At 55.0% G+C, this 26932-nt stretch carries 23 protein-coding genes; 1 reads left to right on the top strand and 22 read right to left on the bottom strand.

Features of this window, described 5'->3' with window-relative positions; genetic code table 11:
- Positions 1–27: 27 nt before the first annotated feature.
- Both P159_RS0110860 and P159_RS0110855 read right to left on the bottom strand, forming a co-directional pair.
- Positions 28–1188, bottom strand: a complete 1161-nt coding sequence (locus tag P159_RS0110860; RefSeq protein ID WP_029543984.1) for a glycerate kinase — start codon at positions 1186–1188, stop codon at positions 28–30.
- Positions 1189–1221: 33 nt separating this feature from the next.
- Entirely contained in the window at positions 1222–1965 is a 744-nt protein-coding gene (locus P159_RS0110855) for a class I SAM-dependent methyltransferase (protein ID WP_051650310.1), read from the bottom strand.
- 126 nt (positions 1966–2091) lie between these two features.
- Between P159_RS0110855 and P159_RS0110850 the strand changes: the two genes are divergently transcribed.
- Entirely contained in the window at positions 2092–2640 is a 549-nt protein-coding gene (locus P159_RS0110850; RefSeq protein ID WP_029543980.1) for a hypothetical protein, read from the top strand.
- 220 nt (positions 2641–2860) lie between these two features.
- Here the strand turns inward: P159_RS0110850 and pyrE are convergent, their stop codons facing one another.
- The 20 genes from pyrE to pheS all read right to left on the bottom strand — a co-directional run bounded on the left by pyrE (position 2861) and on the right by pheS (position 26698).
- Positions 2861–3436, bottom strand: coding sequence for an orotate phosphoribosyltransferase (gene pyrE / locus P159_RS0110840; protein ID WP_029543979.1), 576 nt, complete (start codon positions 3434–3436; stop codon positions 2861–2863).
- 2 nt (positions 3437–3438) lie between these two features.
- On the bottom strand, positions 3439–4158 hold the full coding sequence (gene pyrF, locus P159_RS0110835) for an orotidine-5'-phosphate decarboxylase (RefSeq protein ID WP_029543978.1): 720 nt from the start codon (positions 4156–4158) through the stop codon (positions 3439–3441).
- 19 nt (positions 4159–4177) lie between these two features.
- Entirely contained in the window at positions 4178–5098 is a 921-nt protein-coding gene (locus tag P159_RS0110830) for a dihydroorotate dehydrogenase (RefSeq protein WP_029543976.1), read from the bottom strand.
- Positions 5095–5919 carry a dihydroorotate dehydrogenase electron transfer subunit gene (locus tag P159_RS0110825; RefSeq protein ID WP_318253567.1) on the bottom strand — a complete coding sequence of 275 codons (825 nt, stop codon included), beginning with the start codon at positions 5917–5919 and terminating at the stop codon, positions 5095–5097. Before P159_RS0110825 ends, P159_RS0110830 begins: the two co-directional genes overlap by 4 nt.
- Positions 5906–9133 (bottom strand): carbamoyl-phosphate synthase large subunit, encoded by a 3228-nt coding sequence (gene carB / locus P159_RS0110820; RefSeq protein WP_029543973.1) that lies wholly within the window; start codon positions 9131–9133, stop codon positions 5906–5908. The genes P159_RS0110825 and carB overlap by 14 nt, the downstream gene beginning before the upstream one ends.
- Before the next feature lie 3 nt (positions 9134–9136).
- Positions 9137–10213 (bottom strand): glutamine-hydrolyzing carbamoyl-phosphate synthase small subunit, encoded by a 1077-nt coding sequence (gene carA / locus P159_RS0110815; RefSeq protein ID WP_029543971.1) that lies wholly within the window; start codon positions 10211–10213, stop codon positions 9137–9139.
- Positions 10214–10227: 14 nt separating this feature from the next.
- Positions 10228–11517: a dihydroorotase gene (locus tag P159_RS0110810; protein ID WP_029543970.1), complete on the bottom strand. Its 1290-nt coding sequence runs from the start codon at positions 11515–11517 to the stop codon at positions 10228–10230.
- Entirely contained in the window at positions 11514–12461 is a 948-nt protein-coding gene (locus P159_RS0110805) for an aspartate carbamoyltransferase catalytic subunit (RefSeq protein WP_029543969.1), read from the bottom strand. Before P159_RS0110805 ends, P159_RS0110810 begins: the two co-directional genes overlap by 4 nt.
- 369 nt (positions 12462–12830) lie before the next feature.
- Positions 12831–14636, bottom strand: a complete 1806-nt coding sequence (gene aspS, locus P159_RS0110800) for an aspartate--tRNA ligase (protein WP_029543967.1) — start codon at positions 14634–14636, stop codon at positions 12831–12833.
- A gap of 19 nt (positions 14637–14655) precedes the next feature.
- Complete coding sequence (gene hisS / locus P159_RS0110795; protein ID WP_029543965.1) at positions 14656–15915, bottom strand: histidine--tRNA ligase; 1260 nt, start codon at positions 15913–15915, stop codon at positions 14656–14658.
- Positions 15916–15941: 26 nt separating this feature from the next.
- Positions 15942–17459 (bottom strand): coproporphyrinogen dehydrogenase HemZ, encoded by a 1518-nt coding sequence (gene hemZ, locus P159_RS0110790; protein WP_029543963.1) that lies wholly within the window; start codon positions 17457–17459, stop codon positions 15942–15944.
- A complete protein-coding gene (locus P159_RS0110785) occupies positions 17449–17907 on the bottom strand; it encodes a Fur family transcriptional regulator (RefSeq protein ID WP_029543961.1) in 459 nt (152 codons plus the stop codon). Before P159_RS0110785 ends, hemZ begins: the two co-directional genes overlap by 11 nt.
- Before the next feature lie 122 nt (positions 17908–18029).
- Positions 18030–18797, bottom strand: a complete 768-nt coding sequence (gene rlmB, locus P159_RS0110780) for a 23S rRNA (guanosine(2251)-2'-O)-methyltransferase RlmB (protein WP_029543960.1) — start codon at positions 18795–18797, stop codon at positions 18030–18032.
- A 134-nt stretch (positions 18798–18931) separates the two neighbouring features.
- Positions 18932–19621: an FAD-dependent thymidylate synthase gene (thyX, locus tag P159_RS0110775; RefSeq protein WP_029543958.1), complete on the bottom strand. Its 690-nt coding sequence runs from the start codon at positions 19619–19621 to the stop codon at positions 18932–18934.
- A 39-nt stretch (positions 19622–19660) separates the two neighbouring features.
- Positions 19661–20161, bottom strand: a complete 501-nt coding sequence (locus tag P159_RS0110770) for a ribonuclease III domain-containing protein (protein ID WP_029543956.1) — start codon at positions 20159–20161, stop codon at positions 19661–19663.
- The gene (gene cysS, locus P159_RS0110765) at positions 20158–21585 is read right to left on the bottom strand and encodes a cysteine--tRNA ligase (protein WP_029543954.1); all 1428 of its coding nucleotides are present in this window, start codon (positions 21583–21585) and stop codon (positions 20158–20160) included. Before cysS ends, P159_RS0110770 begins: the two co-directional genes overlap by 4 nt.
- A gap of 227 nt (positions 21586–21812) precedes the next feature.
- Positions 21813–22676, bottom strand: coding sequence for an ROK family protein (locus P159_RS0110760; RefSeq protein WP_029543952.1), 864 nt, complete (start codon positions 22674–22676; stop codon positions 21813–21815).
- Positions 22677–22920: 244 nt separating this feature from the next.
- A complete protein-coding gene (locus P159_RS0110755; protein WP_029543950.1) occupies positions 22921–23187 on the bottom strand; it encodes a cell division protein ZapA in 267 nt (88 codons plus the stop codon).
- A 14-nt stretch (positions 23188–23201) separates the two neighbouring features.
- Positions 23202–25640 carry a phenylalanine--tRNA ligase subunit beta gene (gene pheT, locus P159_RS0110750; RefSeq protein WP_029543949.1) on the bottom strand — a complete coding sequence of 813 codons (2439 nt, stop codon included), beginning with the start codon at positions 25638–25640 and terminating at the stop codon, positions 23202–23204.
- Positions 25641–25657: 17 nt separating this feature from the next.
- Positions 25658–26698, bottom strand: a complete 1041-nt coding sequence (gene pheS / locus P159_RS0110745; protein ID WP_029543948.1) for a phenylalanine--tRNA ligase subunit alpha — start codon at positions 26696–26698, stop codon at positions 25658–25660.
- Between the last annotated feature and the right edge of the window lie 234 nt (positions 26699–26932).

Here is a 26932-nt window from a genome sequence, read left to right as displayed (position 1 = left end):
ATCCCTCCTATTACGCAAATCTTATCTTTATGTATCAGCAGTGCATGATGGAACTTTGATTCTGATAGCCCGCATCACCTGCGCCACTGTGTCAATCATATTTTGACGAGCCATTTCCCTGTCCATTGCCTCTGCCAGCGTTGCAGGCTGCCTTAGAATGGGGAAATAGGCGTCTATGCCATGCTCATTGCATGCCATGGCTTCCGGGGTTGCACTGCCGCAGAAGGCTATGACGGGCTTTCCATATTTTTTTGCCAGCCTTGCCACTCCGATAGGTGCCTTACCCATTATGGTTTGTCCATCCAGCCTCCCCTCCCCCGTGATGACGAGATCAGCCCTGGCTATATATTTCTCCAGCTTCGTCTCAGCCAATACAATGCCAATCCCGGATTCCAGCCTTGCACCCATGTAGGTCATAAACGCAAAGCCCATTCCCCCGGCTGCCCCGGCACCCGGATATTCAGGATCAGCATGAGGATATTTCAGGCAGGAAATTTCCGCATAATGCTTCATCCATTCGTCCATATCCCTGATCTCTGACAGGCCAGCCCCCTTCTGCGGGGCAAACACTGCACTGCAGCCTTCTCTGCCACACAGTGGGTTGGCAACATCGCAGGCAACGCGGAAGGTACACTCCCTCAGCTCTGGCAATACATTCTTATCCTCAATGATGGCCAGTTTTTTTAGTCCAACAGCTCCCAGAGTTACCTGCTTTCCCTGCCCGTCCTGCATATCAAAGCCCAGTGCCTGAAGCATGCCCACTCCGCCATCGTTGGTGGCACTTCCACCAATGCCCACAATAAAATGACGACATCCCTTGCGTATAGCATCCACCAGTATTTCGCCCACGCCATAAGTAGTCGCATGAAGAGGATTCCTTTCCTCCTGGGGCACCAAAGTTATTCCTGCCGCTGATGACATTTCTACAATAGCTGTTTTTCCATCCGGCAAAATGCCATACTGAGCTTTGACCTTCTTCTTCATAGGCCCGGTAACTTCAAGGTTGTTAAGCGCTCCTCCCATTCCCCGCGTAAGAGCCTCCACCGTCCCTTCCCCGCCATCTGCCAGGGGCATGACTTTAACATCAGCCCCAGGGAATACAGCTGAAACGCCTGCACCAGCAGCCTTTCCTGCTTCAAGTGAAGTCAGGCATCCCTTGAAGGAATCTATTGCCACAACAATATTCATATTATCCTCCAAATCACAAACCATTGCAACCTTCTAAAACTTGGTGGCAAACACTCCGAACAGAGGTGTCTCTCCATACAGAAGCTTTTCTTTGTCATCCCAAAGCCTGTCCGTCAAATCAAAATCACTGTGTACCTCACCGAAGCCCAGGCTGCGCAGCAGTTCCACATCCCAGTAGGGACGTTTGGTACCGCTAAGGGGCAGCGTCATCGGATCAAAGGGTTCCGTGATTTCATCCGAACATTCCAAGGCATCACCGTAACGCTTCAGACATTCCAACCTGCGTTTCTCAGCCCTGTCTGCCATCTTCTCATCATAGAGAGGCATATGCCAGTTGGCATCAAAAAACAGCAGCCTGCCACCGTTTCTAAGCAGCCTAAGACATTCGCCATATACCCGCCACGGGTCAGACAGCGTCCAGGTTACATTCCGGCTGACAATGGCGTCAAAGGAACCATCAGCAAAATCCATATTGTTTATGTCCATCTGGAGCAAAGTTACCTTTGCTCCAGACTTTTCTATCATTGACCCGGCCTGCTCAAGCATTCCTTCAGAGCAGTCCACAGCAGTCACTTCATACCCAAGACTGGACAAGATGATGGAAAAGAATCCCGGACCACAGCCTAAATCCAGCACCTGTTTTGCTCCCTCTGGAATTTTTTCTTTCAATAATCTCTGCCATGCACCTACCCGGAAACTTGACAGTTCCCTTTCTATGATGTTTCCATAGTTCTCCGCATCCTGTGACCAGTAGCGGGCCATGCTCTCAATATCCACTGAAAAACCTCCCCCTGCATCATCCTCTAAGATAATCCTAATCATACTTTGCTATCATAGTATACGATATCACATTATTTAGGAGATAAACCAGATATGAATAAATTTTGCAGGAGATACTTTATAATGCCAAACACTCCAGTGATTATGGCAAAGATAAAAATCTTATCCAGAATAATAGCCAGGCTTATCTACAACATTTTCCGCCTAATGATATGTCTGCAAATAGCACTCGTATTATTTTTATTGTTAGTCGGAACTTATAAGCTGATTATTTCATGGACAATGATGGACTTATCCCAGGAGTATACAAGCATCGACAATTATGAAGGAATCATCCTCAAGGATTATGATACTAATACAGCCTACAAACGCTCATTCTGGGGATTGACAAAAACAGATGAACCAGTCGATTTCTCCTATCATGGCGAAAACTTAAACAGCAATGCACGCAAAACATTGGAACGCCTTGCCCCCGGCAATGCCGGGCATATTGGGCAATGTACGATATCCCCAGACGGCCGGAAAATCCTGTACATGAAAGCCAATCCCTCTGATGAGGCTGACCCCACTGATATTGTGGACTGCAGCTATAACGTGCTGAATCTTGATGATGGCACGGTCACAGAGTTTTTCCGAAATCCAAGAGCAGGACTGGGCGTAGAATGGCACTAGCGCCCCTCAATGCATTTTTATTTTCATTCCACTTTCTCTCCCCCTATTCCTGCCATCTCAATCATAAAATATTTTTCCTTCTTTGTGGTATTTTGAAAAACTTCCCCTTCATACATAATTCATGTAAAACTCTGGACCCTCACCATCTCCATTGAAATAGGCAACGCCCACAAAGGTCAGGCGTTGCCCATAAGGATTCAAATATTATACTCTATACCTGTCACTTTCCAGTGCTGCCTCTCTTGGTCATTGGTACACCCTGCTGGCAGAGAGGGCATTCCTCAGGCTGATATGTTTCCACATCCATGTGCAGCAGTGCCGTGCAGGGCACGTCGCCGAAGTCTGCCTTGCCGCCGCTGCGGTCTACCAGCATGCTCACGGCTACGGGTACGCCGCCGTGGGCCTTTACCACTTCGATGACTTCCTTGATGGAACCGCCGGTGGTGACGATATCTTCCACAATCAGCACGCGCTCACCTTCATGGAGGGAGAAGCCCCTGCGGAAGGTCATCTTGCCGTCCACGCGCTCCGTGAAGATGGCGCGGGTGCCCAATGCCTTGCCTGTCTCATGTGCCAGCAGGATGCCGCCGGTCATGGGACCCACCACCGTCTCGATGTTGGCATCCTTGAATTTCTCGGCCATGGCCTCGCAGAGCTGCTGGGTGTACTGGGGCTGCTGCAGCACATTGAACTTCTCCACATAGTGGGGGCTGTGCAGACCAGAGGTCAGGAGGAAATGACCGTCCATGATGGCACCGGTCTTGATCAAGAGTTCCTTTACTTCTGCTTCAGTCATTATCATACCTGCTCCATTTCTTTGATAATATTCTTTGCCGCCTGTACAGGATCTTCTGCTGACCTGACAGGACGCCCTACCACCAGATGGGTGGCACCATTTTTCAGGGCAGCTGCCGGTGTGGCTATGCGGCTCTGATCATCAACGCTGCTGCCTGCAGGCCGCACCCCGGGAGTCACTATCAGGAAATCCTTTCCGCAGGCTTCGCGAATCAGAGCTGCTTCATGGGGAGAAGCTACTACTCCGTCAAGACCTGCCTTTTTGGCCAGTTTAGCCAGCCGTACGGCAATGCTCTTGATTTTCACATCCTGGGCGAAGCCCAGATCTGCCCATTCTTCTTCACTGATGCTGGTGAGCACCGTCACTGCAATGAGCTTGGGACAGGGCACATTCGCTTCCTCAGCTGCCTTGTGCAGCCTTTCTGCTGCCGTCTTCATCATGGTGTAGCCGCCCTCGGCATGGACGTTCAGCATATCCGCTCCCAAGTCCATCAAAGAGCAGAGACCGCTGGCTACGGTATTGGGAATATCATGCAGCTTCAAATCCAGGAAAACTTTCTTGCCCTCGTCCTTGAGCCATATAACCGCTTCCCTGCCCACGCTGTAGTAAAGTTCCATGCCTACCTTGTAGGCGCTGACGCTGTCTCCGAGTTTGTTTACAAGTTCCCTGACTTCCTCCATGTGGTGGAAATCTAGGGCTACTATCAAGCGGTCATCTGCCATCTTCAAAGCCCCTTTGTATTTATTCAAGCCAGTCCACCAGTTCCGTTATATTCTTCAGGCCGTGGCTTTCCAAGTATTTTTCCAGTCCTTCGCAGATTTCCATGGTCACGGCAGGATTGGCAAAATTAGCTGTCCCCACTGCGATGGCATCAGCCCCGGCCAGGAAGAACTGCACCGCATCCTGCCAGCAGGAAATGCCCCCCATGCCGATGATGGGCACCTTTACTGCCCGTGAGACCTGATAGACCATGCGCAGGGCCACCGGCTTCACGCATGGTCCTGAAAGACCTCCGGTGACATTGCCCAGCACAGGCTGGCGGCGTTCAATGTCGATTTCCATGCCCATCAGGGTATTGATAAGGGAAATGGCATCTGCGCCTGCTGCTTCCACCGCTTTGGCCATCTGCACGATATCAGTGACATTGGGAGAAAGCTTGATGATGACAGGCTTCTTGGTATGGGCCTTGGCTTCCCTGACCACGGCAGAGGCTGCCTCAGGATCAGTGCCAAAGACGATGCCCCCTTCCCTGACGTTGGGACAGGACACATTGAGCTCTATGGCTGCCACTCCCGGCACATCCAGCATTTCAGCCAGTACGCCGTATTCTTCCACGGTGCTGCCGGAAATATTCACAATCACATTCATGCCATACTGGCTGATGCGGGGCAGGGTTTCCCGCAGGAAAAGTTCCACTCCGGGATTTTCCAGGCCGATGCAGTTCAGCATGCCTGCTCCGCCAGCAGTTTCCGTGATGCGCACTCCTTCGTTGCCCCGGCGGGGCTTCAGCGTAGTGCCTTTCACCATGACGCCCCCCAGCAGGGACAGGTCCACGAAATCTGCAAACTCCTCCCCGAAACCGAAGGTACCGGAAGCTGTGAGCACAGGGGTCTTCATATCTATGCCCAGGAGATTGGTGTGAAGGCGTTCAAATTGCTTCAAAAAAACACCTCCTCAGCAGGGAAAACCGGGCCGTCCTTGCAGACCTTGCGCCTGCCAGAGACAGTATCGATCGAACAAGACAGGCAGGCTCCCAGGCCGCAGCCCATGCGGCGCTCCAGGGAAACCTCGCAGGGAACGTCATGCTCCTTGCACACCTTGGCCACATTCTTCATCATGATTTCCGGGCCGCAGGCTATGACCAGGTCATAGCCATTTTCCTTCAGCAGCTCCGGCAGAATGGTAGTGACAAAGCCCTTGGTGCCCAGACTGCCATCATCGGTGGTAAGATGGATATTCTTGGCGCAGTCCTTGAAAAGCTGCTGCCAGAAAAGTTCCTTTTCCGTGCGTCCGCCCATCAGCACATCTGTTTCGGTCTTATGCCCTAAAAGATATTCTGCTGCATAGAGCAGCGGCGAAAGTCCCATGCCACCCCCTACCAGAAGGGGCTTTTCAGCTTTGGTGCTGAAACCGTGGCCCAAAGGACCCAGAAGCTTGATTTCATCGTCAGGCTTCAGCTGTGACAGGGCAAGGGTCCCCTTCCCTGCCACCCGGTAGATAAGGCTCACATGACCTGTAGCAGGATCAGCTTCGGCAATGCCCAGGGGGCGGCGCAGGAGTGTGCCTCCCCTGTTTACTCCCACCTGCACAAACTGGCCGGGCATGGCCCGCAAGGCAATGCTGGGTGCAACTGCCGTCAGCTTGAGCACACCTTCTGTCAGCGCCTCCTGGCTGACCAGGGGAGCCTTGACGTCAACCTTGGCTGGCAGGCTGCCCATGGCGGCAACTTTTTCTGCCGGAGTTGCATGTTCATGCAAGGTCATCGCCACCTCCTACATAGTCCTGCACAGCCAGAGAGTACACCAGGCGACGCTCACGCATGAAGGAGAGCACCCGGAGCACTTCCCAGGCTGTATCCAGGGATGTAAGGCAGGCAATGCCGTGCTCCACTGTAGCTCTGCGGATGCGGAAGCCGTCCTTGGCGGAATGCTTGCCCTGGGTCAGGGTATTGATGACCATGTTGATCTGGCCCTGCTTGATCATCTGAATGATGTCCGTGCTGCGCTCGTGTACCTTGCCCACTACGTCCACATCAATGCCCATGCTCTTGATGGCCTTGGCGGTACCTTCAGTGGCCACCAGGCGGAAATCAAGGTCCGCAAAGGCCTTGGCCAGCTGCTTCATCTCATTCTTGTCCTTGTCGGCTACGGTAAAGAGCACGCAGCCCTTGACGGGGACATTGAGTCCGGAGCCCACCATGGCCTTGTAGAGGGCGCGGGCGTAGTGATAGTCAATGCCCATGACCTCGCCAGTGGACTTCATCTCGGGTCCCAGGGAAATATCCACATCCGTCATCTTGGCGAAGGAGAAGACAGGGGCTTTCACTGCCACATAGGGCTTTGGCGGCACCAGGCCGGACTTGTAGCCCATGTCCTTGAGAGTCTCGCCCATGGCAATGCGGGTGGCCAGGTTCACCATCTTGATATCCGTGACTTTGGAAAGGAAAGGCACGGTTCTGGAGGAGCGGGGATTAACCTCGATTATGTAGACCTCGCCCTCCACCACTACGAACTGGATATTCAGCAGGCCTTTGACATGCAGGGCCGTGCCCAGGCGCTTAGTGTAATCGATGATGGTATAGATGACCTTGGAGGACAGGGTACGGGGCGGATAGACGGCGATGCTGTCGCCGGAGTGAACGCCTGCGCGTTCCACATGCTCCATGATGCCGGGAATCATCACATCCACGCCATCGGAAATGCCGTCCACTTCCACCTCGGTGCCCTGCATGTAGCGGTCCACCAGTACCGGGTGGTCAGGAGTCACCTTCACGGCGCGGCTCATGTAGTCACGCAGCTCCGCCTCGTTGTAGACAATCTCCATGGCCCTGCCACCCAGCACGTAGGAGGGACGCACCATGACAGGGTAGCCGATACTAGCTGCCCCGCTTACCGCATCTTCCAGATTGGTGACGCTGATGCCCTGAGGGCGGGGAATGCCAACCTGGGTGAGGACTTCATCAAAGCGCTCCCTGTCTTCTGCCCTGTCGATATCATCCACTGCCGTGCCGAAGACCTTCACGCCGGCCTTCTGCAGGGAAGCTGCCAGGTTTATGGCGGTCTGGCCGCCGAACTGGACGATGACGCCCTCCGGCTGCTCTTTGTCAATGATATTCAGCACATCTTCCGTGGTGAGAGGCTCGAAATACAGGCGGTCGGAAATATCAAAGTCCGTGCTCACTGTCTCGGGATTGTTGTTGATGATGATGGCCTCGATGCCCATTTCCCTGAGGGCCCAGACAGAATGTACTGAGCAGTAGTCGAACTCCACGCCCTGCCCGATGCGGATGGGACCGGAGCCCAGCACGATGACCTTGCGGGCATGGCTCACCTGCACCTCATCCTGTTCCGCATTGAAGGTGGAGTAGTAGTACGGCGTAGCTGCTTCGAACTCGGCAGCGCAGGTATCAACCATCTTGTAGCAGGGCAGGAGTCCCTGGGTCTTGCGCAGTGTGCGGATTTCGTCCGTAGACTTGCCGGAAATCTCGGCAATGGAGCGGTCAGCCAGACCTACCTTCTTGGCTGCAGACAAGAGGCTGGGGGTCAAAGGCTCGCTGGCCAGTTGCACTTCGATATCCGTGATGTTTTTGATCTTGGACAGGAACCAGCGGTCTACCTTGGTAACAGCATGGATTTCCTCCATGGTGGCGATGCCACGGCGCAGAGCCTCGGCAATGACGAAGATGCGCTCGTCATTGACCCGGGCCAGGTTCTTCTTCACCCGTGCATCATCCCAGGCAGCAATCTTTTCCATGTGCAGGCGGTGCACGCCGATTTCCAAAGAGCGCACTGCCTTCAGGAGAGCCCCCTCGAAGCTGCGGTCAATGCTCATGACCTCGCCGGTGGCCTTCATCTGAGTGCCCAGAGTCTTGTCAGCGTAAACGAACTTGTCAAAGGGCCAGCGGGGGAACTTCACCACGCAGTAGTCCAGGGCAGGCTCGAAGCAGGCCTTGGTCTTCTGGGTTACGGCATTGGTGATTTCGTCCAAAGTGTAACCAATGGCAATCTTGGCAGAAACCTTGGCAATGGGATAGCCTGTGGCCTTGGACGCCAGGGCAGAGGAACGGCTGACACGGGGATTTACCTCAATGACGTAGTAGCGGTTGCTGTTGGGGTCCAGGGCATACTGGGCATTGCAGCCGCCTTCGATGCCCAGCTCGCGGATAATGCGCAGGCTGGCAGAGCGCAGCATCTGGTACTCATGGTCAGACAGGGTCTGGGAAGGTGCCACTACGATGCTGTCGCCGGTATGGACACCTACCGGGTCGAAGTTTTCCATATTGCAGACGGTGATGCAGTTGTCATTGCCGTCACGCATGACCTCGTACTCGATTTCCTTCCAGCCGGCCACGCTGCGCTCGATGAGCACCTGGCCTATCATGGAGTAGTTGAGGCCCTTGATGACAATCTCAATGAGTTCTTCCTCATTCTCTGCAATGCCGCCGCCGGTACCGCCCATGGTGTAGGCAGGACGCACGATTACCGGGTAGCCAATCCCATTGGCAAAGGCCACGGCAGAGGGAACATCCTCCACAATGGTGCTTTCCGGGATAGGCTCCCCCAGCTTCTGCATAGTCTCTTTGAAAAGCTCGCGGTCCTCGGCCTGCTCAATGGCCTTGAGGGGCGTACCCAAAAGCTCCACATTGTATTTCTCCAGCACGCCCTTTTCAGCCAGCTGCACAGCCAGGTTCAGGCCTGCCTGTCCCCCCAGGGTAGCCAGCAAGCCATCCGGTTTCTCCTTGGAGATGATTTCCTCCAGGAAGTCCACCGTCAACGGCTCAATATAGACCCTGTCAGCAATATGGGCATCAGTCATGATGGTAGCCGGGTTGGAGTTTACCAGCACCACTTCCAGCCCTTCTTCCTTCAGGGCGCGGCAAGCCTGGGAGCCTGCATAGTCAAACTCTGCTGCCTGGCCGATGATGATGGGGCCTGAGCCAATAACCATGACTTTTTTGAGATTTTCCTTCTTTGGCAAAGCTTATTCCCCTCTCATCAATTCCAAGAATTCGTCAAACAGGTACATATTGTCATCGGGGCCCGGTGAGGCCTCGGGGTGGTACTGCACGGAGAAGATGGGCAGTTCCGTGTGGCGCATGCCCTCCACTGTGCCATCGTTCACGTTGATATGAGTCACTTCCAGGGGCAGATCCTTCAGGGAATCTTCCCGCACAGCATAGCCGTGGTTCTGGGAGGAGATGGTGACCCTGCCCGTGCGCAGGTCCTTCACCGGCTGGTTGGAGCCACGGTGGCCGAACTTCAGCTTGTAGGTCTCAGCTCCCAGAGCGCGGGCCAGCAACTGATGCCCCAGGCAGATGCCGAAGATGGGCTTCTTGCCCAGGAGTTTTTTCACCTCAGATACAATATCGTCAACATCGGCAGGGTCGCCGGGACCATTGGAGAGGAAGATGCCATCCGGGTTCAGGGCCAGCACTTCCTCTGCCTTGGTATCTGCGGGCATGACCGTCAGGCGGCAGCCTTTGGCAGTCATGGAATTCAGGATATTCTGCTTCACGCCGAAATCCAGGGCCACCACATGGGGAGGATTATCCCCTTCTGCCGCTATCTCGTATGTTTCCCTGGTGGTAACCTCACGCACCACCTGGGTCTCGATGGGCACAGCCATCAATTCGTCCATTTCCTCCTTGGAAGCGTCCTCCGGCACGATGATGCCTTTCATGGTACCGGCAGCGCGGATATGGCGGGTGACAGCCCTGGTATCCACTCCGTAGAGGCAGGGAATCTCCTGTTCCTGCAGGAATTCTGCCAGGGAGTGCTCATAGTGCCAGTTGCTGCCTTCGTTGCAGAGCTCGCCGATGATGAAACCGCCCACGAAAGCCTTGCGGGACTGCATGAAAAGCTCTGCCGTGCCGTAGTTGCCCACCAGGGGATAGGTCAGGGTCAGAAGCTGGCGGCAGTAGGAAGGGTCCGTCAGGCTCTCCTGATAGCCCGTCATGCTGGTGTTGAACACCACCTCCCCTGTGGCCCTAGCCTTTCCCAGCAGCTTGCCGGAAAATACCGTACCGTCCTCCAAGATAAGTTTGCCTTTTTGCTCCAAAGAAGTCACCTCATTTATTCAGTAACCTTGCCATCACGCATGACGACGCGGCCATCCACTATGGTCAGCACAGCCTTGCCCTTCAGTTTGCGTCCTGCAAAGGGGCTGTGGCTTCCTTTTGTATAGAACTTTTCTGCTTCCACTGTCCATTCCAGCTCAGGGTCAATGACCGTCACATCTGCAGCCTTGCCCACTGTCAGGGTGCCTGCTTCTAGTCCGAAGACTTTGGCCGGCTCATAGCTCATCTTGGAAATCACCAGAGGCAGGTCCAGCTTGCCCTCGTGGTAAAGGTCTGTCAGCATGATGCCTACAGAAGTCTCCAGTCCCGGGAAGCCGCTGGGAGCATTGGCGTACTCCTTGTCCTTTTCCTCCTGGGCATGAGGAGAATGGTCAGTGACGATGGCATCAATGGTGCCATCCTTCAGTCCCTCCAGCAAGGCTTCGCAGTCTTCCCTGGCCCGCAGGGGCGGGTTGATTTTCGTGGAGCTGTCGAAAAGCTCCACGCATTCATCCGTCATGGTCAGATGCTGGGGCGTAACCTCGGCAGTGACTTTCACGCCCCGCTTCTTGGCCTCGCGCACCAGTTCCACAGAACGGGCTGAGCTGATGTGGGCCACATGGAGACGCGCGTCAGCGTACTCGGCCAGCAGGATATCACGGGCTACCGCAATATCCTCAGCCACCGTGGGGCGTCCCTTCATGCCCAGCATGGCGCTGCGGTGACCCTCGTTCATGACACCCTCGGCACAGAGGGTAGTTTCTTCCTCGTGGTTGATAATGATTTTGTCAAAGCCGTGAAGGTAGTCAAAGGCGTTCAGCATGACCTTGGCAGATGAATCGAAATGCCCGTCATCGGAGAAGGCCACCGCCCCCGCCTGGAGCATATCACCCATCTCTGCAAGTTCCTCACCCTTCTGGCCTTTGGTTACAGCGCCAATCAGCTCGATATGGATGAGCCCTGCCTCTCTGGCACGCTCTTTCAGGCTGCGGATCAGAGCTGCCGTATCCACTACCGGCCTGGTATTGGGCATGGTGGCAACCCGGGTAAAACCGCCTGCCGCTGCTGCCTTGGAGCCGGAGATGAAATCCTCCTTGGCCTCCTGGCCAGGCTCACGGAAATGCACGTGCATGTCAATGAGGCCCGGAGCCACCACTTTGCCGGAAGCATCATAAACTTCTGCTCCCTCGGCCTTGAGGCCCTTGCCGATAGCTGCAATCCTGCCGTCCTCAATCAGCACATCTGCTATCTGGTCGAATTTATTTTCCGGATTGATGACCCGGCCGCCCTGCAATAAGATTTTCATGCCTGCTTACCTCCCGTGAGTACCAAAGTGAACAGCGCCATGCGCACTGCCACGCCGTTCTGAACCTCTTCCTGAATGGCTGAATTATCGCCGTAGGCCACGAAGGGAGAGATTTCCCAGCCCTTGTTCATGGGCCCCGGGTGCAGGATCAGCACATCATCCTTGGCCAGCTTCAGCCTGTCGTTGTTGAGGCCGAAGATGCGGGCATACTCGCGAGTGGTGGGGAAAAGACCGCCCTGCATGCGCTCCAGCTGTATGCGCAGGACTTCGATGACATCAGCTGCCTCGATGGCTTCTTCCACGCGCTCATGCACCACTACACCGGGTTCCTCGTAAAGGAAGCGGGGCAGCAGGGTTTTGGGGCCTGCAATATGGATTTCCATGCCCATCTTGCGCATGCCCTGGATATCAGAGCGGGCCACGCGACTGTGGAGCACATCTCCCAAGATGGCCACCTTCAGTCCCTCCAGCCTGCCCTTGTGCTGCTGGATGGTAAAGAGGTTCAGCAGAGCCTGGGAGGGATGGGCGTGGGCACCGTCACCTGCGTTGAGGATAACAGGAGTGGCAATCTTTGAGGCGTACTCAGCTGCGCCCTCTGCCTTATGGCGCATGACAATGGCATCTACCCCCATGGCCTCAATGGTGTAGAGGGTATCACGCAGGCTCTCGCCTTTCACGATGCTGCTGGTGCCTGCAGTGATGTTCACCACATCGGCTCCCAGGTACTTGCCAGCCAGCTCAAAGGAAGTGCGTGTACGGGTGCTTGGCTCGTAGAACAGGGTGACAATGGATTTTCCCCTCAGGGCAGGTACTTTCTTGATATCGCGATGGATGATGTTCTTCATTTCCTTCGCCGTGTCCAGCACCAGCCTTATTTCCTCCGTTGAAAAATCCTCCAGCCCCAGGATATTGCGTCCCCGCAGGGAGACAGTGTTCTTATCCAAGCCGCTCACTCCTTCTTTGATATGTAATAATTATACACATAAAATGCATAAACTTACAAGAAAAATATTCCCCGGTGTACCACTTGCCAAAGAAGCTGCAAAAAAGGAGCTCCCTCATGCGTGTATGCATAAGAAAGCTCCTGGCCTTGTATGATCCATAGCGTCAAACTTCCTCTTTCGCGCATCACAGTACGCATTTAAAGGGCGATATTCTCTTGCCGCAGGTCCCGCCTGCTTTTGTGCTATTGTATAACATCTCGTGGACAAATGCAAGGGAAAAGTGGTCAAATGTCCATTTTAATAAATTTTATGGCATCGAAAAGAGCAAGGCACAAATTCATGCCTTGCTCTGATAAAAGGGAGTTACCCTCAGTTATTCTCTTTTTCCTTCTTCTTGGGCACAGCCGTGCGGATGTAGAGCTCGCGAAGCTGCTTCTCATCAACAATGCTGGGAGCCTGGCTCATAACATCTGCAGCGCTCTGGTTCTTCGGGAAAGCGATGACGTCACGGATAGATTTCCTCTTGGCCATAAGCATCACCAGACGGTCCAGGCCGAAGGCCAGACCGCCATGGGGAGGCGTGCCGTACTGGAAGGCATCCATCATGAAGCCAAACTTATTGTGAGCCTCTTCCTTGGACAGGCCCAGAGCCTCGAAGACCTTCTCCTGCAGGTCGGCGTTGTAGATACGGAGGCTGCCGCCGCCGATTTCCACGCCGTTGAGCACCATGTCGTAGGCATCTGCCTTGACGCGGCCCGGGTCGCTGAGGAGATACTGGATATCCTCGTGACGGGGAGAAGTGAACGGATGGTGCATGGCCTTCCAGCGCTTCTCTTCCTCGCTGTACTCGAACATGGGGAAGTCAACTACCCACAGGAAGCTGAGCTTGTTGTCATCAATGAGGCCGCGGCGGCGTCCCATCTCCAGACGGAGCTGGCCCAGGGCCTGTGCTACCACCAGCGGCTTGTCAGCAATGACCAGCAGCAGGTCGCCGGTCTTGGCGCCGGTTGCCTGCTTGATTTCCTCGAAGGTCTCATCGCTATAGAACTTCTTGAAGGGAGACTTGACGCCCTCTTCAGCATACTGAATCCAGGCCAGGCCCTTGGCACCGTAACCCTGGACGTACTGCACAAGACCGTCCAGCTCGCGGCGGGGAATATCAGCGTAGCCTTCCACGTTGATGACCTTCACCTGTCCGCCAGCTTCCAGCACGGAGTTGAAGACCTTGAACTCAGAACCCTTCACATACTCGGAGATGTCCATAAGTTCCATGCCGAAGCGGAGGTCCGGCTTGTCGGAACCAAAGCGGCGCATAGCCTCGTCCCAGGTCATGCGCAGGAAGGGCTTCTCAATCTTGGCGCCAATGGCGCGGTCGAAGAGCTCCACTACCATGTTCTCCATGAGCTGGAGAATGTCTTCCTGATTCAGGAAGGAGGTCTCAATATCCAGCTGGGTGAACTCCGGCTGACGGTCAGCGCGAAGGTCTTCGTCACGGAAGCAGCGGACAATCTGGAAGTATTTCTCAAAGCCAGACACCATGAGGAGCTGCTTGAAAATCTGGGGAGACTGGGGCAGAGCGTAGAACTCGCCGGCATTCAGGCGGCTGGGCACCAGGAAGTCACGGGCGCCCTCAGGGGTGCTCTTGCAGAGCATGGGGGTCTCAATCTCCAGGAAGCCCTCACGGTCAAAGAAGTCGCGCATAATCTTGGTGACCCGGTGGCGCAGGATGATGTTCTGCTGCATCTCCGGACGGCGAAGGTCAAGATAGCGGTACTTCAGGCGCACCATCTCATCGGTGGTGATGCCATCCTGAATCTCGATGGGAGGAGTCTTGGACTTGTTGAGGATGCGCAGCTCCTCGCAGACCACCTCAATCTCACCGGTATCCATGTTGGGGTTCACAGTCTCGCTGCTGCGGGCGCGGACCTTGCCGCGGACAGCCACGACGAACTCGGAACGCAGGGACTCAGCCTTGTGGAAGGTACCCTCCCCCATGGCTGCCTCGTCAAAGACAACCTGCACCAGACCGCTGCGGTCGCGCATATCCACGAAGATAAGACCGCCATGGTCGCGGCGGCGGGAGACCCAGCCGCAGATAACGATTTCCTGATCTACCTCAGACTTGCGGAGCTGGCCGCAGTGATGGGTGCGCTCCATGCCTTTCAGTGTTTCCATTTCCATTTAAACTTTCACCTCAGATTGAATTTTGGATCTGATCTATGACTTCATCAAGGGATACCTTCTGCTGCTCGCTCTTTTCCATATCCTTGAGCATCACAGCATTTTCCTTGATTTCATCCTCACCTAATATCAGGGCAAAACGTGCCCCGGCCTTGCCGGCCTGCTTCATCTGCGCCTTCATGCTGCGGCCCGCGTAGTCCATGAGAGCCTTGAGGCCCGCACCGCGAAGCTGCTGCAGGAGTTTGAAGGCAGGCTTCTGGGCTGCTTCTCCCAGAGCCACTACGAAGGCATCAGCCTGCTTTTTCGTCTCCGGCAGCAGGCCCTGCTTCTCCAGCGCCAGCAGCACGCGCTCCAGGCCCGTGGCGAAGCCGACGGCAGGAGTGGGATTGCCCCCCATCTCCTCAATGAGGCCGTCGTAACGGCCACCGCCTGCCACGGCGCTCTGTGCCCCCAGAGGAGCGTACTTGATTTCAAAAGCGGTCTTGGTGTAGTAGTCAAGGCCGCGCACCAGGCGCGGGTCAAGCTCGAACTCCACGCCGGCTTCCGTCAGCAGGGACTGAACCTGCTCAAAATGATCACGGCACTCGTCGCAGAGGCAGTCCGTGATTTTCGGCGCCCCTGCCATGAATTCCTTGTCCGCATCAGCCTTGCAGTCCAGGATGCGCAGGGGGCTGCGCTCGAAACGGTCCTTGCAGTCCCCGCAAAGCTCCTCCAAATGGGGCTGGAAATAATCCTGCAAAGCCTTGCGGTAAGCGGGGCGGCAGGAAGGGCAGCCCACGGAGTTCAGGCTGAGCTTCAAATCCTTCAGCCCCAGGGACTTCAGGAATTCCATGGCCAGCAGGATAATTTCTGCATCCACGGCCGGATTGGCCTCTCCCAGAGCCTCCACGCCAAACTGGTGGAATTCCCGCATGCGGCCTGCCTGGGGGCGGTCATAGCGGAACATGGAGCCAATGTAGAAGAGTTTCGTCAGGGCACTGTCCCCGTAAAGCTTGTTCTGCAGGTAGGCCCTGACAGCAGAAGCCGTGTTCTCGGGACGCAGGGTGATGCTGCGTCCGCCCCTGTCCTCGAAGGTATACATTTCCTTGTCCACCACGTCCGTGCCCTCGCCGATGCCACGGTGGAAAAGCTCCGTATGCTCGAACATGGGGGTGCGTATCTCCTCATAGCCGAAGCGGGCACAGATGTCGCGAATCTTCTGCTCCACATAATTCCAGCCGGCTACATTCTCCGGCAGTATATCCTTGGTGCCTCTGGGCGCATTAGTAAGCAATGCTCATCTTCCCCTTACCTAAATATTTACCTAGCATTACCGTATATTTCTTCCAGTAATTGCTTTCTCTTCTCTATATACACATCAATATCCCGCAGGTAGGTGGCCAGATCCTTGGCATTGAAAACTGACCTGAGCCTGCTGGTAACAGGATCCACCACCTTGGTGGTAGCCGAACCGCCAATGCCGATGATGGTCTGGTGTTCCTCCATGATCTGGATATTGTACATGCCTTCGGCTCCCGGACGGGCGCAGCCGATGTTCTCCAAATCCCCGGACATATAGCCCTGACGGTAGAGATAATAGGGCTGATAGCCCCCACGCTCCATAAAGCTCAAAGCAACTTCAGACATCTTGCGGGTTTCCGCGTCAGAAGGCAGTTCCACATGACGCTCTTCCATCAGGAGCTTCAGCCGGGAACCTCGCTTGATGGCCAAGGCATGGAGGGTGATGTCATCAGGCTCCAGAGCCGTGACCTTCTCCAGTGTATCACGCACATCCTCCGCCGTCTCCCCGGGCAGACCCAGGATGAGATCCATATTGATGTGAGGAACAGCCCCCCGCAGGGCGTGGAACATCTCCTCCACCGCCTCCGGGGTATGCTGGCGCCCTATAAGCTTTAGCGTGCGCTGCTGCATGGTCTGAGGGTTCACGCTGACCCTGCTGACCCTGAAGCGCTGCATGGCTTCAATCTTGCCAGGGGTTATGCTGTCCGGCCTTCCTGCCTCCACGGTGAATTCTGCCAGTCCCGGCCCATAAAAGGCATTATATACCATTTCCAGCATTTCCGCAAAAAACTCACCCGGCAGGCTGGTAGGGGTGCCCCCTCCCACATAGATGTTCTGTACCTTGAAGCCGTATTGCTCCACAGCCTTCTTCCCTGCCTCCAGGTCCCTGCGGAAGACTTCCATGAACTGCCTGAGCTGCTTCTCCCCCGGCAGGATATTGGCGGGGAAAGAACAGTAAAGGCAACGGGTCAGGCAGAAGGGAATGCCCACATAGATGCTGACTGTCTTGTCATCGGAGGTCTGCAGGAAGGGCAGTTGGCGGAAAGCCATGGGCACGATGATTTCTGCCTTTTCCAGGCTGCAGGCGTAATCCTTTTGAATGCGCTCGATTATTTCCTGCTGCCCTGCCCCGCCCCTGATCCAGCGATGGACAATCTTGGTGGGACGCACCCCGTGGAGGATGCCCCAGGGAGCAGCCTCTGCTCCCAGATATTCCCTGAAGATATGATATAGGTTCAGCTTGATGAGGCGGTGGCGGGCGGCTGCTTCCCGCTCGTCACCCTTGCCCTCATCACGGCGGCAGAATTCCTGCTGATTGCCCTCCTTGTCAAAGAGCAGCAGACGGCTTTCCACCGTCACCCCCCTGCCTGTGCCATCCTCCGAAGGAGTCAGCTGGCGGTTCACCACGGAAAGCTGCAGGAAATCTGCTTCACCTTTGGAACCTGTGATTTCCACCTTGAAGAGGTTCAGGATTTCCCTGACAATCTTGGAAATCACTTCCTGCCGGCTGTTCAGGGTAAAGGTCTTAATCTTCACTGTCTGCCTGACACTCCTTGCAGATACCGAAGAACTTCACCTGATGGTCCTGGATCTTGAAGCCGGACTTGCTGCAAATATCCCGCTCCAAATCATCCAGCAGGTCGTCCTCGAACTCAATGACCTTGTTGCACCTGGTACAGATCAAATGATGATGGTGATGGGCCTTGGGATCGGTGGTATTCACCTCATAGCGGCTGCAGCCGTCACCGAACTCCATTTTTTGGAGGATGCTCAGGCTGGAAAGCAATTCCAGGCTCCTATAAACAGTAGCAAGACCAATTTCAGCCCTTTTATCACGCAGCATCCCATGGACATCCTCGGCGCTAAGATGCTCTCCGGGATGGTCCAGAAAAATCTGCAGTACAATCTGCCGCTGCGGGGTCATCTTATGCTGACGCTCCTGCAGTTTCTTCTTCAAATAATCCATGTCAATATTTTTTGGCATGATCAAAACCTCTTTTCCCGTTGTATTAATCCCTGGAGCTCTCCGCAACACTACAATCAAATAAAAACATTATACATAAAATGCAACAAAAAATCCAGCATAGATGCTGGATTTTCATCATTTTAAAGTCCTGACTTCCTGGCCAGTCTCTGCCGCATGGACTCATACATGAGAATGGAACCTGCCACAGAGGCATTGAGGGAGTTGATGCGGCCCACCATGGGCATGCTGACAATGAAGTCGCAGGCTTCCTTGGTAAGGCGGCTCATGCCACGGCCTTCGCTACCCACCACCAGCACCAGTGCGCCGGTAAGGTCAGCTTCGTTGTAAGCCTGGGCACCGTCCATATCCGCCCCTGCCACCCAGAAGCCCTTTTCCTTCAGGGCTTTCAGGGTCTGGGAGATATTGCCTATGCGGGCCACAGGCACGTACTCGATGGCCCCTGCCGAAGTCTTGGCCACGGTGGCATTCAGGGGCACGCTGCGATGCTTGGGTATCAGCACCCCATGGACACCGGTGGCATCTGCCGTGCGCAGTAGCGCTCCCAGATTGTGGGGGTCCTCCAGTTCATCCAAAAGCAGCAGGAAGGGAGCCTCCCCCCTTTCCTCTGCCGCCTTCAGGATATCCTCCAGTTCAGCATATTCCACTGGAGCCACATAGGCCAGCACCCCCTGATGGCGATGGCCTGCCGCTATGGCTTCTATCTTGCTGCGTTCCACGAACTGGCAGATGATCTTCCGCTCCTTGGCCAGGTTCATGATTTCTGAAGCAAAGGCTTCCTTATCCCCCTCAGCCAGCAGGATCTTGTTGATGCCGCGTCCTGCTTTAAGGGCTTCCGTCACGGCATTGCGGCCCACCAATACGTCATCGGGAAGTTCCTGCGGCTCCATCCGGGACCTCACTTGCTTCTGCACCGGACGCTCCCTGCGGGCCTTTTCCTTCTGGCCGGAGAAGGATTTTTTCTCCTCACCACGGACGGCCTTGCGGCTGCCGCCTCTCTTTTTTTCCTGCTCTTTCATCTGCCTCAGTCCTCACGCAGTTTCATCATTTCGGCAAATTTGCCGCAGGCCAGTTCCCCCTCAGGGCAGCGGCCTGTATTCACGCAGGAAGCACCTGCATTGTGGAAGAGGGTGGGCGCCACCTTCTTCACCTCAGCCAGCATCTTGTAGGCCATGTAACGGATTTCCCACTGGGCCCGGTTGCAGCAGCGCAGGTTGAAGAAATGCAGCAGAGTGCGGGCGTTCATGGTCACCAGGATCTTGGTCTCGGCGGCATTGGCCAGCACATAGCGGGCATCTTCCTTGGGAATGCCCATTTCCACCAGATCATCATATGCGCTGCGAATCTCGGAAAGAAGCTTGTCAAAGCGCTCCTTGGCAGCAGGGTTCTCCTCAATGGTGGGCGGGGTAATGTACTGGAAACCGTGGGCAGCCACATAGCGCTGGGACTGCTGGTCATAGGAAGCAATACGGTGGCGTACCAGCTGATGGGTCAGCACCCGGCTGACGCCCTCAATGCCAAAGGTGAAGGATACATGCTCGATGGTGGAGGCATGGCCCAGAGCCACCATCTTCTTAACCATCTTCTCCACCTGCTCCTCAGAGAGCCTCTCGCTGAGTTCCTCAGCCCCGGCCGCAGAGTAGCAAAGGCGGGCGGCCATAGCCACCACCCGCTCCGGCTCCGGGGTATACTCCAGTAATTTTACTTTAATCATCTATCAAAAAATCTCCTGTCAATCTGTTGGAAACACTTATTAATCAGCGTTTCCTTTCTTTTCCTGTATCTCCTTCATCATGGCCCGGGAGATGATATTGAAAGCTGCCTCAGCTATCTCATGAAGCCTTTCGTGCTGCTCCGTGAGGTAAAGGCTGCCCAGAAGGGCCTCAAAGCCCGTGCTGGCGTGATACTCTGCCACGCTGGCACTGCGGGGAGCATGGCTCTTGGCATTGCGCCCCCGGCGATAGATGCCCTTTTCTTCCTCCGTCAGCATTTTCTCAAGCCCCTGATAGGCCCTGCACTGCCAGACAGCTGAGACTATCTGGGCACTGAAGGAGTGGAGCGCCTGCACCTTGCCCTGCTCATAAGACAGCAGGCGGGTGCGGACGAACAGGTGAAAATAAGCATCCCCCACATAAGCCAGCACCAGGGGACTGAGCTGCTTAACGTCCACGGAATCATATTTCTGGCTGACGCCCCCTGCCCCATCTGGCTGGAACATCATATCCACCAGCAGCTTGAAATGATCGAACTTCATGCCTTCTTCCACCGCACCCCATTCTTGGTATCTTCCAGGACCACGCCAGCTTCCTTCAGCTCGTCGCGGATTCTGTCTGCCATAGCCCAGTTCTTTTCCTTGCGGGCATCCTGACGCAGGCCGATGATGATATTCATGAGCTTGTCAGTCAGGCCGTCGTCCTCTGCAGCTTCTTGCTGCTCGAAAATGCCGATGACAGAGGCCATATCCTCATAAACCTTGACAGCCTTGACAAAGTTCTCCGCGTCAAATTCGGTTCCTGCATTCACTGCCTGGTAGTAGATGTTGATTTCCTTGGACAGGGCAAACATCTGACTGATGGCCAACGCCGTGTTGAAATCGTCCTCCATGGCCTCGTCAAAGACCTGCCAGAGGGACTGTGCCTTCTCAGCAAGTTCTGCGGCGCTTCCGCCCTTGCCGTCCCTGCCCCGCAGCTCCTCCATATACTCACGGGTGTTCTGGAGCCTGCCCAAGCTGGTCTGGGCCTCCTGCAGCCTTTCCTCGCTGAAGTCCAGCGGGCTTCTGTAATGAGTCTGCAAAATAAAGAAACGCACTACCTCACCAGGATACTTCTTCAAGATATCCTTCACCGTGAAGAAGTTGCCCTTGGACTTAGACATCTTCTCATCGTGAATGGTGATGAAGCCGTTGTGGAGCCAATACTGGGCAAAGCTGTGCTCATCATTCAGGCAGGCCTGGGACTGAGCAATCTCGTTCTCGTGGTGGGGGAAAATCAGGTCGCTGCCGCCGCCGTGGAAGTCGAATTTCTCCCCCAGATACTTCAGGGACATGGTGGAGCACTCAATGTGCCAGCCAGGACGTCCCTTGCCCCAGGGGCTGTCCCAGGCAGGCTCGCCGGGCTTGGCAGCCTTCCAGAGGGCAAAGTCCATGGGGTGATGCTTGCGGGTATCCACCTCAATGCGGGCACCTGCCTGCATATCCTCCAGCTTCCTGCCGCTGAGCTTGCCATAACCGGCGAACTTCTCCACACTGTAGAACACATCACCATTGTCCAGGGCATAGGCATAGCCCGTGTCCACCAGCTTCTGCACCATGGCCACGATGTCTGCCATGGTCTCGCTGACCCGTGGATAGACATCAGCATGGCGCACATTCAAGGCATCCATGGACTCAAAGTAGGACTTGATATATCTGTCAGAAATATCCTTCCATGTCACACCTTCCTTGTTGGCAGTGTTGATGATCTTGTCATCCACATCAGTGAAGTTCTGGATATAGTTGACCTTCATGCCATGCAGGGCAAAGTAACGCCTTATCACATCCCAGGTCACGAAGGGGCGGGCGTTGCCTATATGCGGGTCATTATACGGGGTAACACCGCAGCAATAAATGCTGACCTCCCCTTCCTTCAAGGGCTTGAATTCTTCTTTCTGTCTTGTAAGTGTATTATAGACTTTAAGCATAGGGTCCTCCAAATAGTCATATAAACTTGATACCGTGCTAAATCATATAACAATCATTCTACCATAAAATAAGAAAATAAACCAAAAAAATTGGCACGGGGCCTTATTTCCGTGCCAACCTGCCTGCTATGCTCAAGCCTGCCGGTTCAGTCATGAGATCCTTAAACCTTGATTTCATATTTTCAGGGGCAGACGAAATAAGACCGCGCCTCTATAAAAAAATCTGCTTACTTGTGCTTTTGCAGGAAGTGCCTCAAAGCGCCGGTAAAGCCTGCCGCCGTACCCAACTGGGCAAAGGCAATACGTGTATTGGTGAGCAAAGCTGGTGGGAGCATTTCGCGCAAATACTTATCAAGGCGCGGCTCAAAAAACTCTTGCTGGGACATCACTGCTCCCCCCATTATCAATACTTCCGGATTCACAATGCAGCAAATCCCTGCCAGGCCGCAAGCAATCTTCCGGGCCATGTCTTCCAAGGCAGCCAGCGCTTTTTCATCACCATTTCCTGCTTGTTTGAAAACTTCCTCCCCTGTAGCTGCTCCTGTCTTTTTAAGCAAAGCCGTCACACTTGCCATTTCTTCCAGGGAACCTGCAGCCAGAGGCAGAAATCCGATTTCACCTGCCGCAGCCGAAGCACCATGAACCAGCTTGCCATCCAGCACCAGCGCACCGCCTATGCCTGTACCAACAAAGACACAAAATGCACTTCTTGCCCCTTTGCCTGCTCCCAGCCAGCTTTCCCCCAAGCCTGCCGCATTCACATCATTTTCCACTGTGCAGGGCAAATTGGTCAAAGCCTCGATTTCTTCCCGCAGTTTCATGCCGCTGTAACCAGGAAAGTTGGCGCCTGCGAATATGACCTCTCCCCGCTCTGCATCAATCAGACCAGGCGAACATACGGCTACCCCCTCTGCTTTGCCACATTCATCTTGCAGGTCGCACACAATAGCCGCTATTTTCCTCGGAATATCGCCGCTGCCATCCTTTTCTACATTTGTTGGAATCTGGTCCTGCATCAATATTTGGCCATGTTCTGTCAACATTGCATACTTGATTGATGTTCCGCCAATATCTATGCATGCGTATTTCACCGTCAACCCTCATTTCATCTTCAATTCAGCTAATCTCAATCCTTTGCATCACTATTTCGGCTCTTATTTTACCATGAATAAAAATGCTATGCCACTTCAAAGCAAATCCCGGTTGAAAATTTAAACAACGATGTTATGACTAACCATGGACTCTTGTTATACAAAAAGACTGGCAGACGAATCTGCCAGCCAAAAATATTTTTGTTCTCCAGTTGACGGGGAGTGTTTTGATTTCAGGACTTCATTATTTTTCGTTAATCAGCTCTACCAGCTCGTCATAATCCTTCTTGAGCTGGCAGTAGTCATCTGCCAGCTGCAAAGCTGTCAGGATGGCAATCTTGGTGCTGTCGAAACTATGCACCTGATGAGCCACCTTCTTCATCTGCTGGTCTACCAATTTCCCCAAGGTCTCCATATGCTCCGGATCATCGGTCTTCAGGGCAAAACTGTCGCCGAAGATTTCCAGCACCACACGCTGGGGACCTTTTTTCATATCTTTCTCATTTGCCATAGCAGTCACCTCACTCAGGCGCGAAGCTCAGCCTGGAACTCGCGTTCCACAGCCTGCAGGATATTCTTGAAGGCGCTGTCTGCCTCTTCATCCGTCAGAGTCTTGTCCTTGGACTGGAACATGAGATTAAAGGCCATGCTCTTCTTGCCCTCTGCCACCTGCTTGCCAGTGTAGACATCAAAGAGGGTCACGCCCTGGAAGAACTTGCCGCCATTCTTGGAGATAACCTTCTCGATATCAGCAGCCTGCACATCTGCATCCACCAGCATGGCAAGATCACGGCTGATGGCAGGATACTTGGGCAGGGACTCATACTTGAAGGACTTGGCCGTGTACTTCATGAGAGTCTCCACGTCCATCTCGAAGAGGTAGACGGGCTGCTTCACGCCATAGTTCTCTGCTGCTTGGGGATGGAGCTCACCCACGGTGGCAATGACTTCGCGGCCCTTCTTGAAGACTGCGGTCTTGCCCGGGTGCATGGCGTAGTGCTCTCCGGCTTCCACCGTGTACTTGCTGATGGAAAGAGCAGCAAGCAGCTGTTCCACAATGCCCTTCATATCATAGAAGTCCACCATATCATTAGGCTGGTTCCAGAGAGCCTCGTAGCGGCGGCCGGAAATCAGGCCCACCAGCTTCACTACCTCGTTGGGCAGCTCCGTCACAGGCAGGGCCTTGGGGGCAAACACAGGCGCTACATCAAAGAGGCGCAGGTCCAGATTCTTGCGGGAGAAGTTGCGCACGGCATTCTCCATGATGCTGGTGAGCAGCGTGGTGCGCACCAGCGGATATTCATCCGTCAAAGGATTCATGATAGGCACAGCATTACGAAGCTCGCTGTCCTCCGGTACGCAGAGCTTGTCCAGAGCCTCAGGGCTGGTGAAGCTGAAGGACAGCTCCTCCGTCATGCCCAGGGAAACCAGCACGCGCTTGATGCTGTCGATGAAGGTCTGGCGTGCACTCTGGGTGCCCTGCATCATATCACCACGGGGGGCGGTGCTCTCAATGCTGTCAAAGCCCACAATGCGGGCCACTTCCTCGGAAAGGTCTTCCATGAGGCTCACGTCATTGCGCCAGGTGGGCACCAGAGCTTCAAAGCCCTCCCCCTTGGCCCTGACCTCAAAGCCCAGGCTCTCAAGGATTTCCGTCATCTTCTCAGCGGGCAGGTCGGTGCCCAGGCGCTTGTTGATGGCATCGCAAGTGTACTCCACAGTCACCTGTTCCTTGGGCTCGGGATAGACATCCACAATGCCCTTGGTGACGGTGCAGGCACCCATCTCCTGCAGCAGCTGGCAAGCGCGGTCCAGGGCACGGCAGGTCTTGGTCACATCCACACCGCGCTCGAAGCGGCCGGAAGCCTCGGAGTGCAGTCCGCAGGCACGGGAGGTGCGGCGGATGCTGGGGCCGTTGAAAGAAGCTGCCTCGAAGATGACCGTGGTGGTCTTCTCCGTGACCTCGCTCTCCAGGCCGCCCATGATGCCAGCCAGTCCTGCGGGATGCTCTGCATCGGCAATGACCAGTTCCTCACCTTTGGCGGTGCGCTCGGAATCATCCAGGGTGTGGAGGTTCTCCCCAGTCACGGCACGGCGGGCAGTGAGGCTGTGCCCCTTCACCTCATCGTAGTCATAGGCGTGCATGGGCTGCCCCAGCTCCACCATGACGAAGTTGGTGACATCCACAACGTTATTGATGGCGCGGATGCCTGCTCCTTCCAGACGAGCCTGCATCCAGGCCGGAGACGGCCCAATCTTCACGTTCTTCACCACTCGGGCGGAGAAACGGTCGCAAAGGTCATGGGCCTCGATTCCGATTTTCACCATCTCGGCAGCGCTGGCCTCGTCATCTTCGTTGACCTTGATTTCAGGATACTTGGCCGGGAGCCCCGTCAGCACGGAGGCCTCACGCACCAGGCCCCAGACGCTGAAGCAGTCGCCACGGTTGGCGGTGAGCTCGAACTCCAGCACCACATCATCCATGCCCAATACATCTGCCACAGGAACCCCTACAGGAGTATCAGCAGGCAGGATGTAGATGCCGTTCAGCTGCTCCTCGGGCAGGCCCTCAATGTCCAGCTTAAGCTCCCCGGCAGAGCACATCATGCCGTTGGAGGGCACGCCGCGCAGCTTGCCCTTGGAAATCTTCTGGCCGGTGGGCAGCAGCGCTCCCACCATAGCAGCAGGCACAATATGCCCTTCCTTCACATTCTGGGCGCCGGTGACAATCTGCACTCTTTCCTCCTTGCCCACATCCAGGGTGCATACCCAGAGGTGGTCGGAGTCCGGATGGGGCACGATTTTCTCCACCCGGGCCGTCACCACTTTTTCCAGGCCCTCGTCGGCCCGGATGACATTCTCCACGGGCACGCCGGCCATGGTGTATTTATCCGCCAGTTCCTCGGCGGTGACTTTATCTTTCAGGTCAATATAGTCCTGAAGCCATTTCATGGATACCTGCATTTATCTAAACCTCCCAATCAGAACTGGCGCAGGAAGCGCATATCGTTGTCGTAGAACAGGCGCAAATCATCCACGCCATAGGAGAGCATGGCAATGCGCTCCACGCCCATGCCGAAGGCAAAGCCGCTGACCTTCTTGGGGTCATAGCCGCTCATGGCCAGCACATTGGGATGCACCATGCCTGCCCCCAGGATTTCCAGCCAGCCCGTGCCCTTGCACACCCGGCAGCCCTTGCCGTGGCACATGACGCAGGAAATATCCACCTCAGCAGAAGGCTCCGTGAAAGGGAAGAAACTGGGACGGAAGCGCACACCCACCTTCTCGCCGAAAATCTGGCGCAGGAAGGTCTCCAGGGTGCCCTTCAGGTCTGCCAGGCTGATGCCCTCATCAATGACCAGGCCCTCTACCTGAGTGAACATGGGAGAATGGGTGGCATCGTACTCATCACGGCGATAGACCCGGCCGGGAGCAATCATGCGGATAGGCTTGTTGGCCTCACCAGCCTGACTGTAGCGCTGCATGGTGCGGGCCTGCACCGGAGAAGTTTGGGAGCGCATGAGGATTTCTTCAGTGATATAGAAGGAATCCTGCATATCCCGGGCAGGGTGATCCTTGGGCAGGTTCAGGGCCTCGAAGTTGAAGTAGTCCCGCTCAATCTCCGGTCCCTCTTCCACGGAAAAGCCCATGTGGACGAAGATGTCCTTGATACGCTCAAGGGTCAGGGTCAGGGGATGCAGATGTCCCAAAGGCTGGGTGCGGCCCGGCAGGGTCACATCAATCTTCTCGCTGGCGAGACGGTTCTCCATGGCACGGGCCTTGAGCTCCTCATTCTTCTCAGCGATGAGCTTCTCCAGCTCGCTCCTGGCCTCGTTCACAATCTTGCCCAGGCGGGGGCGCTCTTCCTTGGCCACGGCGCCCATGCCCCGCAGAATACTGGTGAGCTCACCTTTCTTGCCCAGGAACTGCACACGGATATCGTCCAGTTCCTCCAGGCTGCCTGCAGCCTTCTTGATGGCCTCCGAGGCCTGAGCCCTGAGTGCCTTGATTCTTTCTTCCATCATCTAACCTCCTACAGATACGGCTTAGGAACTGTTCATTTATTGCCAGTTCCTTAGGGACAACTTTTCAAACAATAGAAAAAGCTCCGCCCCTCAAAGCAAACGCAAAACGAGGGGCGAAGCTGCAAACTTCGCGGTACCACCCTGATTTATCACTCGATGCCTTTAACGCAGGCCTACGTCCGGCTCTCACCGAAGGGCTCCGGAGCGAACTTTCAGCCAGCCGCACCATCC

The organism is Selenomonas sp. AB3002 (genome assembly GCF_000702545.1).
Taxonomy (GTDB): Bacteria; Bacillota; Negativicutes; order Selenomonadales; family Selenomonadaceae; genus Selenomonas_B; species Selenomonas_B ruminantium_A.
This window is presented reverse-complemented; position numbering and strand designations above follow the sequence as displayed.

Coding starts and splice junctions, on each gene's coding strand:
- P159_RS0110860 (WP_029543984.1), bottom strand. CDS start 1,188: ATGAATATTGTTGTGGCAATAGATTCCTTCAAGGGATGCCTGACTTCA.
- P159_RS0110810 (WP_029543970.1), bottom strand. CDS start 11,517: ATGAAAATCTTATTGCAGGGCGGCCGGGTCATCAATCCGGAAAATAAA.
- pheS (WP_029543948.1), bottom strand. CDS start 26,698: ATGGAAGAAAGAATCAAGGCACTCAGGGCTCAGGCCTCGGAGGCCATC.
- P159_RS0110850 (WP_029543980.1), top strand. CDS start 2,092: ATGCCAAACACTCCAGTGATTATGGCAAAGATAAAAATCTTATCCAGA.
- cysS (WP_029543954.1), bottom strand. CDS start 21,585: ATGCTTAAAGTCTATAATACACTTACAAGACAGAAAGAAGAATTCAAG.
- P159_RS0110825 (WP_318253567.1), bottom strand. CDS start 5,919: ATGACCTTGCATGAACATGCAACTCCGGCAGAAAAAGTTGCCGCCATG.
- P159_RS0110755 (WP_029543950.1), bottom strand. CDS start 23,187: ATGGCAAATGAGAAAGATATGAAAAAAGGTCCCCAGCGTGTGGTGCTG.
- P159_RS0110785 (WP_029543961.1), bottom strand. CDS start 17,907: ATGCCAAAAAATATTGACATGGATTATTTGAAGAAGAAACTGCAGGAG.
- aspS (WP_029543967.1), bottom strand. CDS start 14,636: ATGGAAACACTGAAAGGCATGGAGCGCACCCATCACTGCGGCCAGCTC.
- rlmB (WP_029543960.1), bottom strand. CDS start 18,797: ATGGAGCCGCAGGAACTTCCCGATGACGTATTGGTGGGCCGCAATGCC.
- P159_RS0110770 (WP_029543956.1), bottom strand. CDS start 20,161: ATGAAGTTCGATCATTTCAAGCTGCTGGTGGATATGATGTTCCAGCCA.
- pyrF (WP_029543978.1), bottom strand. CDS start 4,158: ATGGCAGATGACCGCTTGATAGTAGCCCTAGATTTCCACCACATGGAG.
- pyrE (WP_029543979.1), bottom strand. CDS start 3,436: ATGACTGAAGCAGAAGTAAAGGAACTCTTGATCAAGACCGGTGCCATC.
- thyX (WP_029543958.1), bottom strand. CDS start 19,621: ATGATTAAAGTAAAATTACTGGAGTATACCCCGGAGCCGGAGCGGGTG.
- pheT (WP_029543949.1), bottom strand. CDS start 25,640: ATGCAGGTATCCATGAAATGGCTTCAGGACTATATTGACCTGAAAGAT.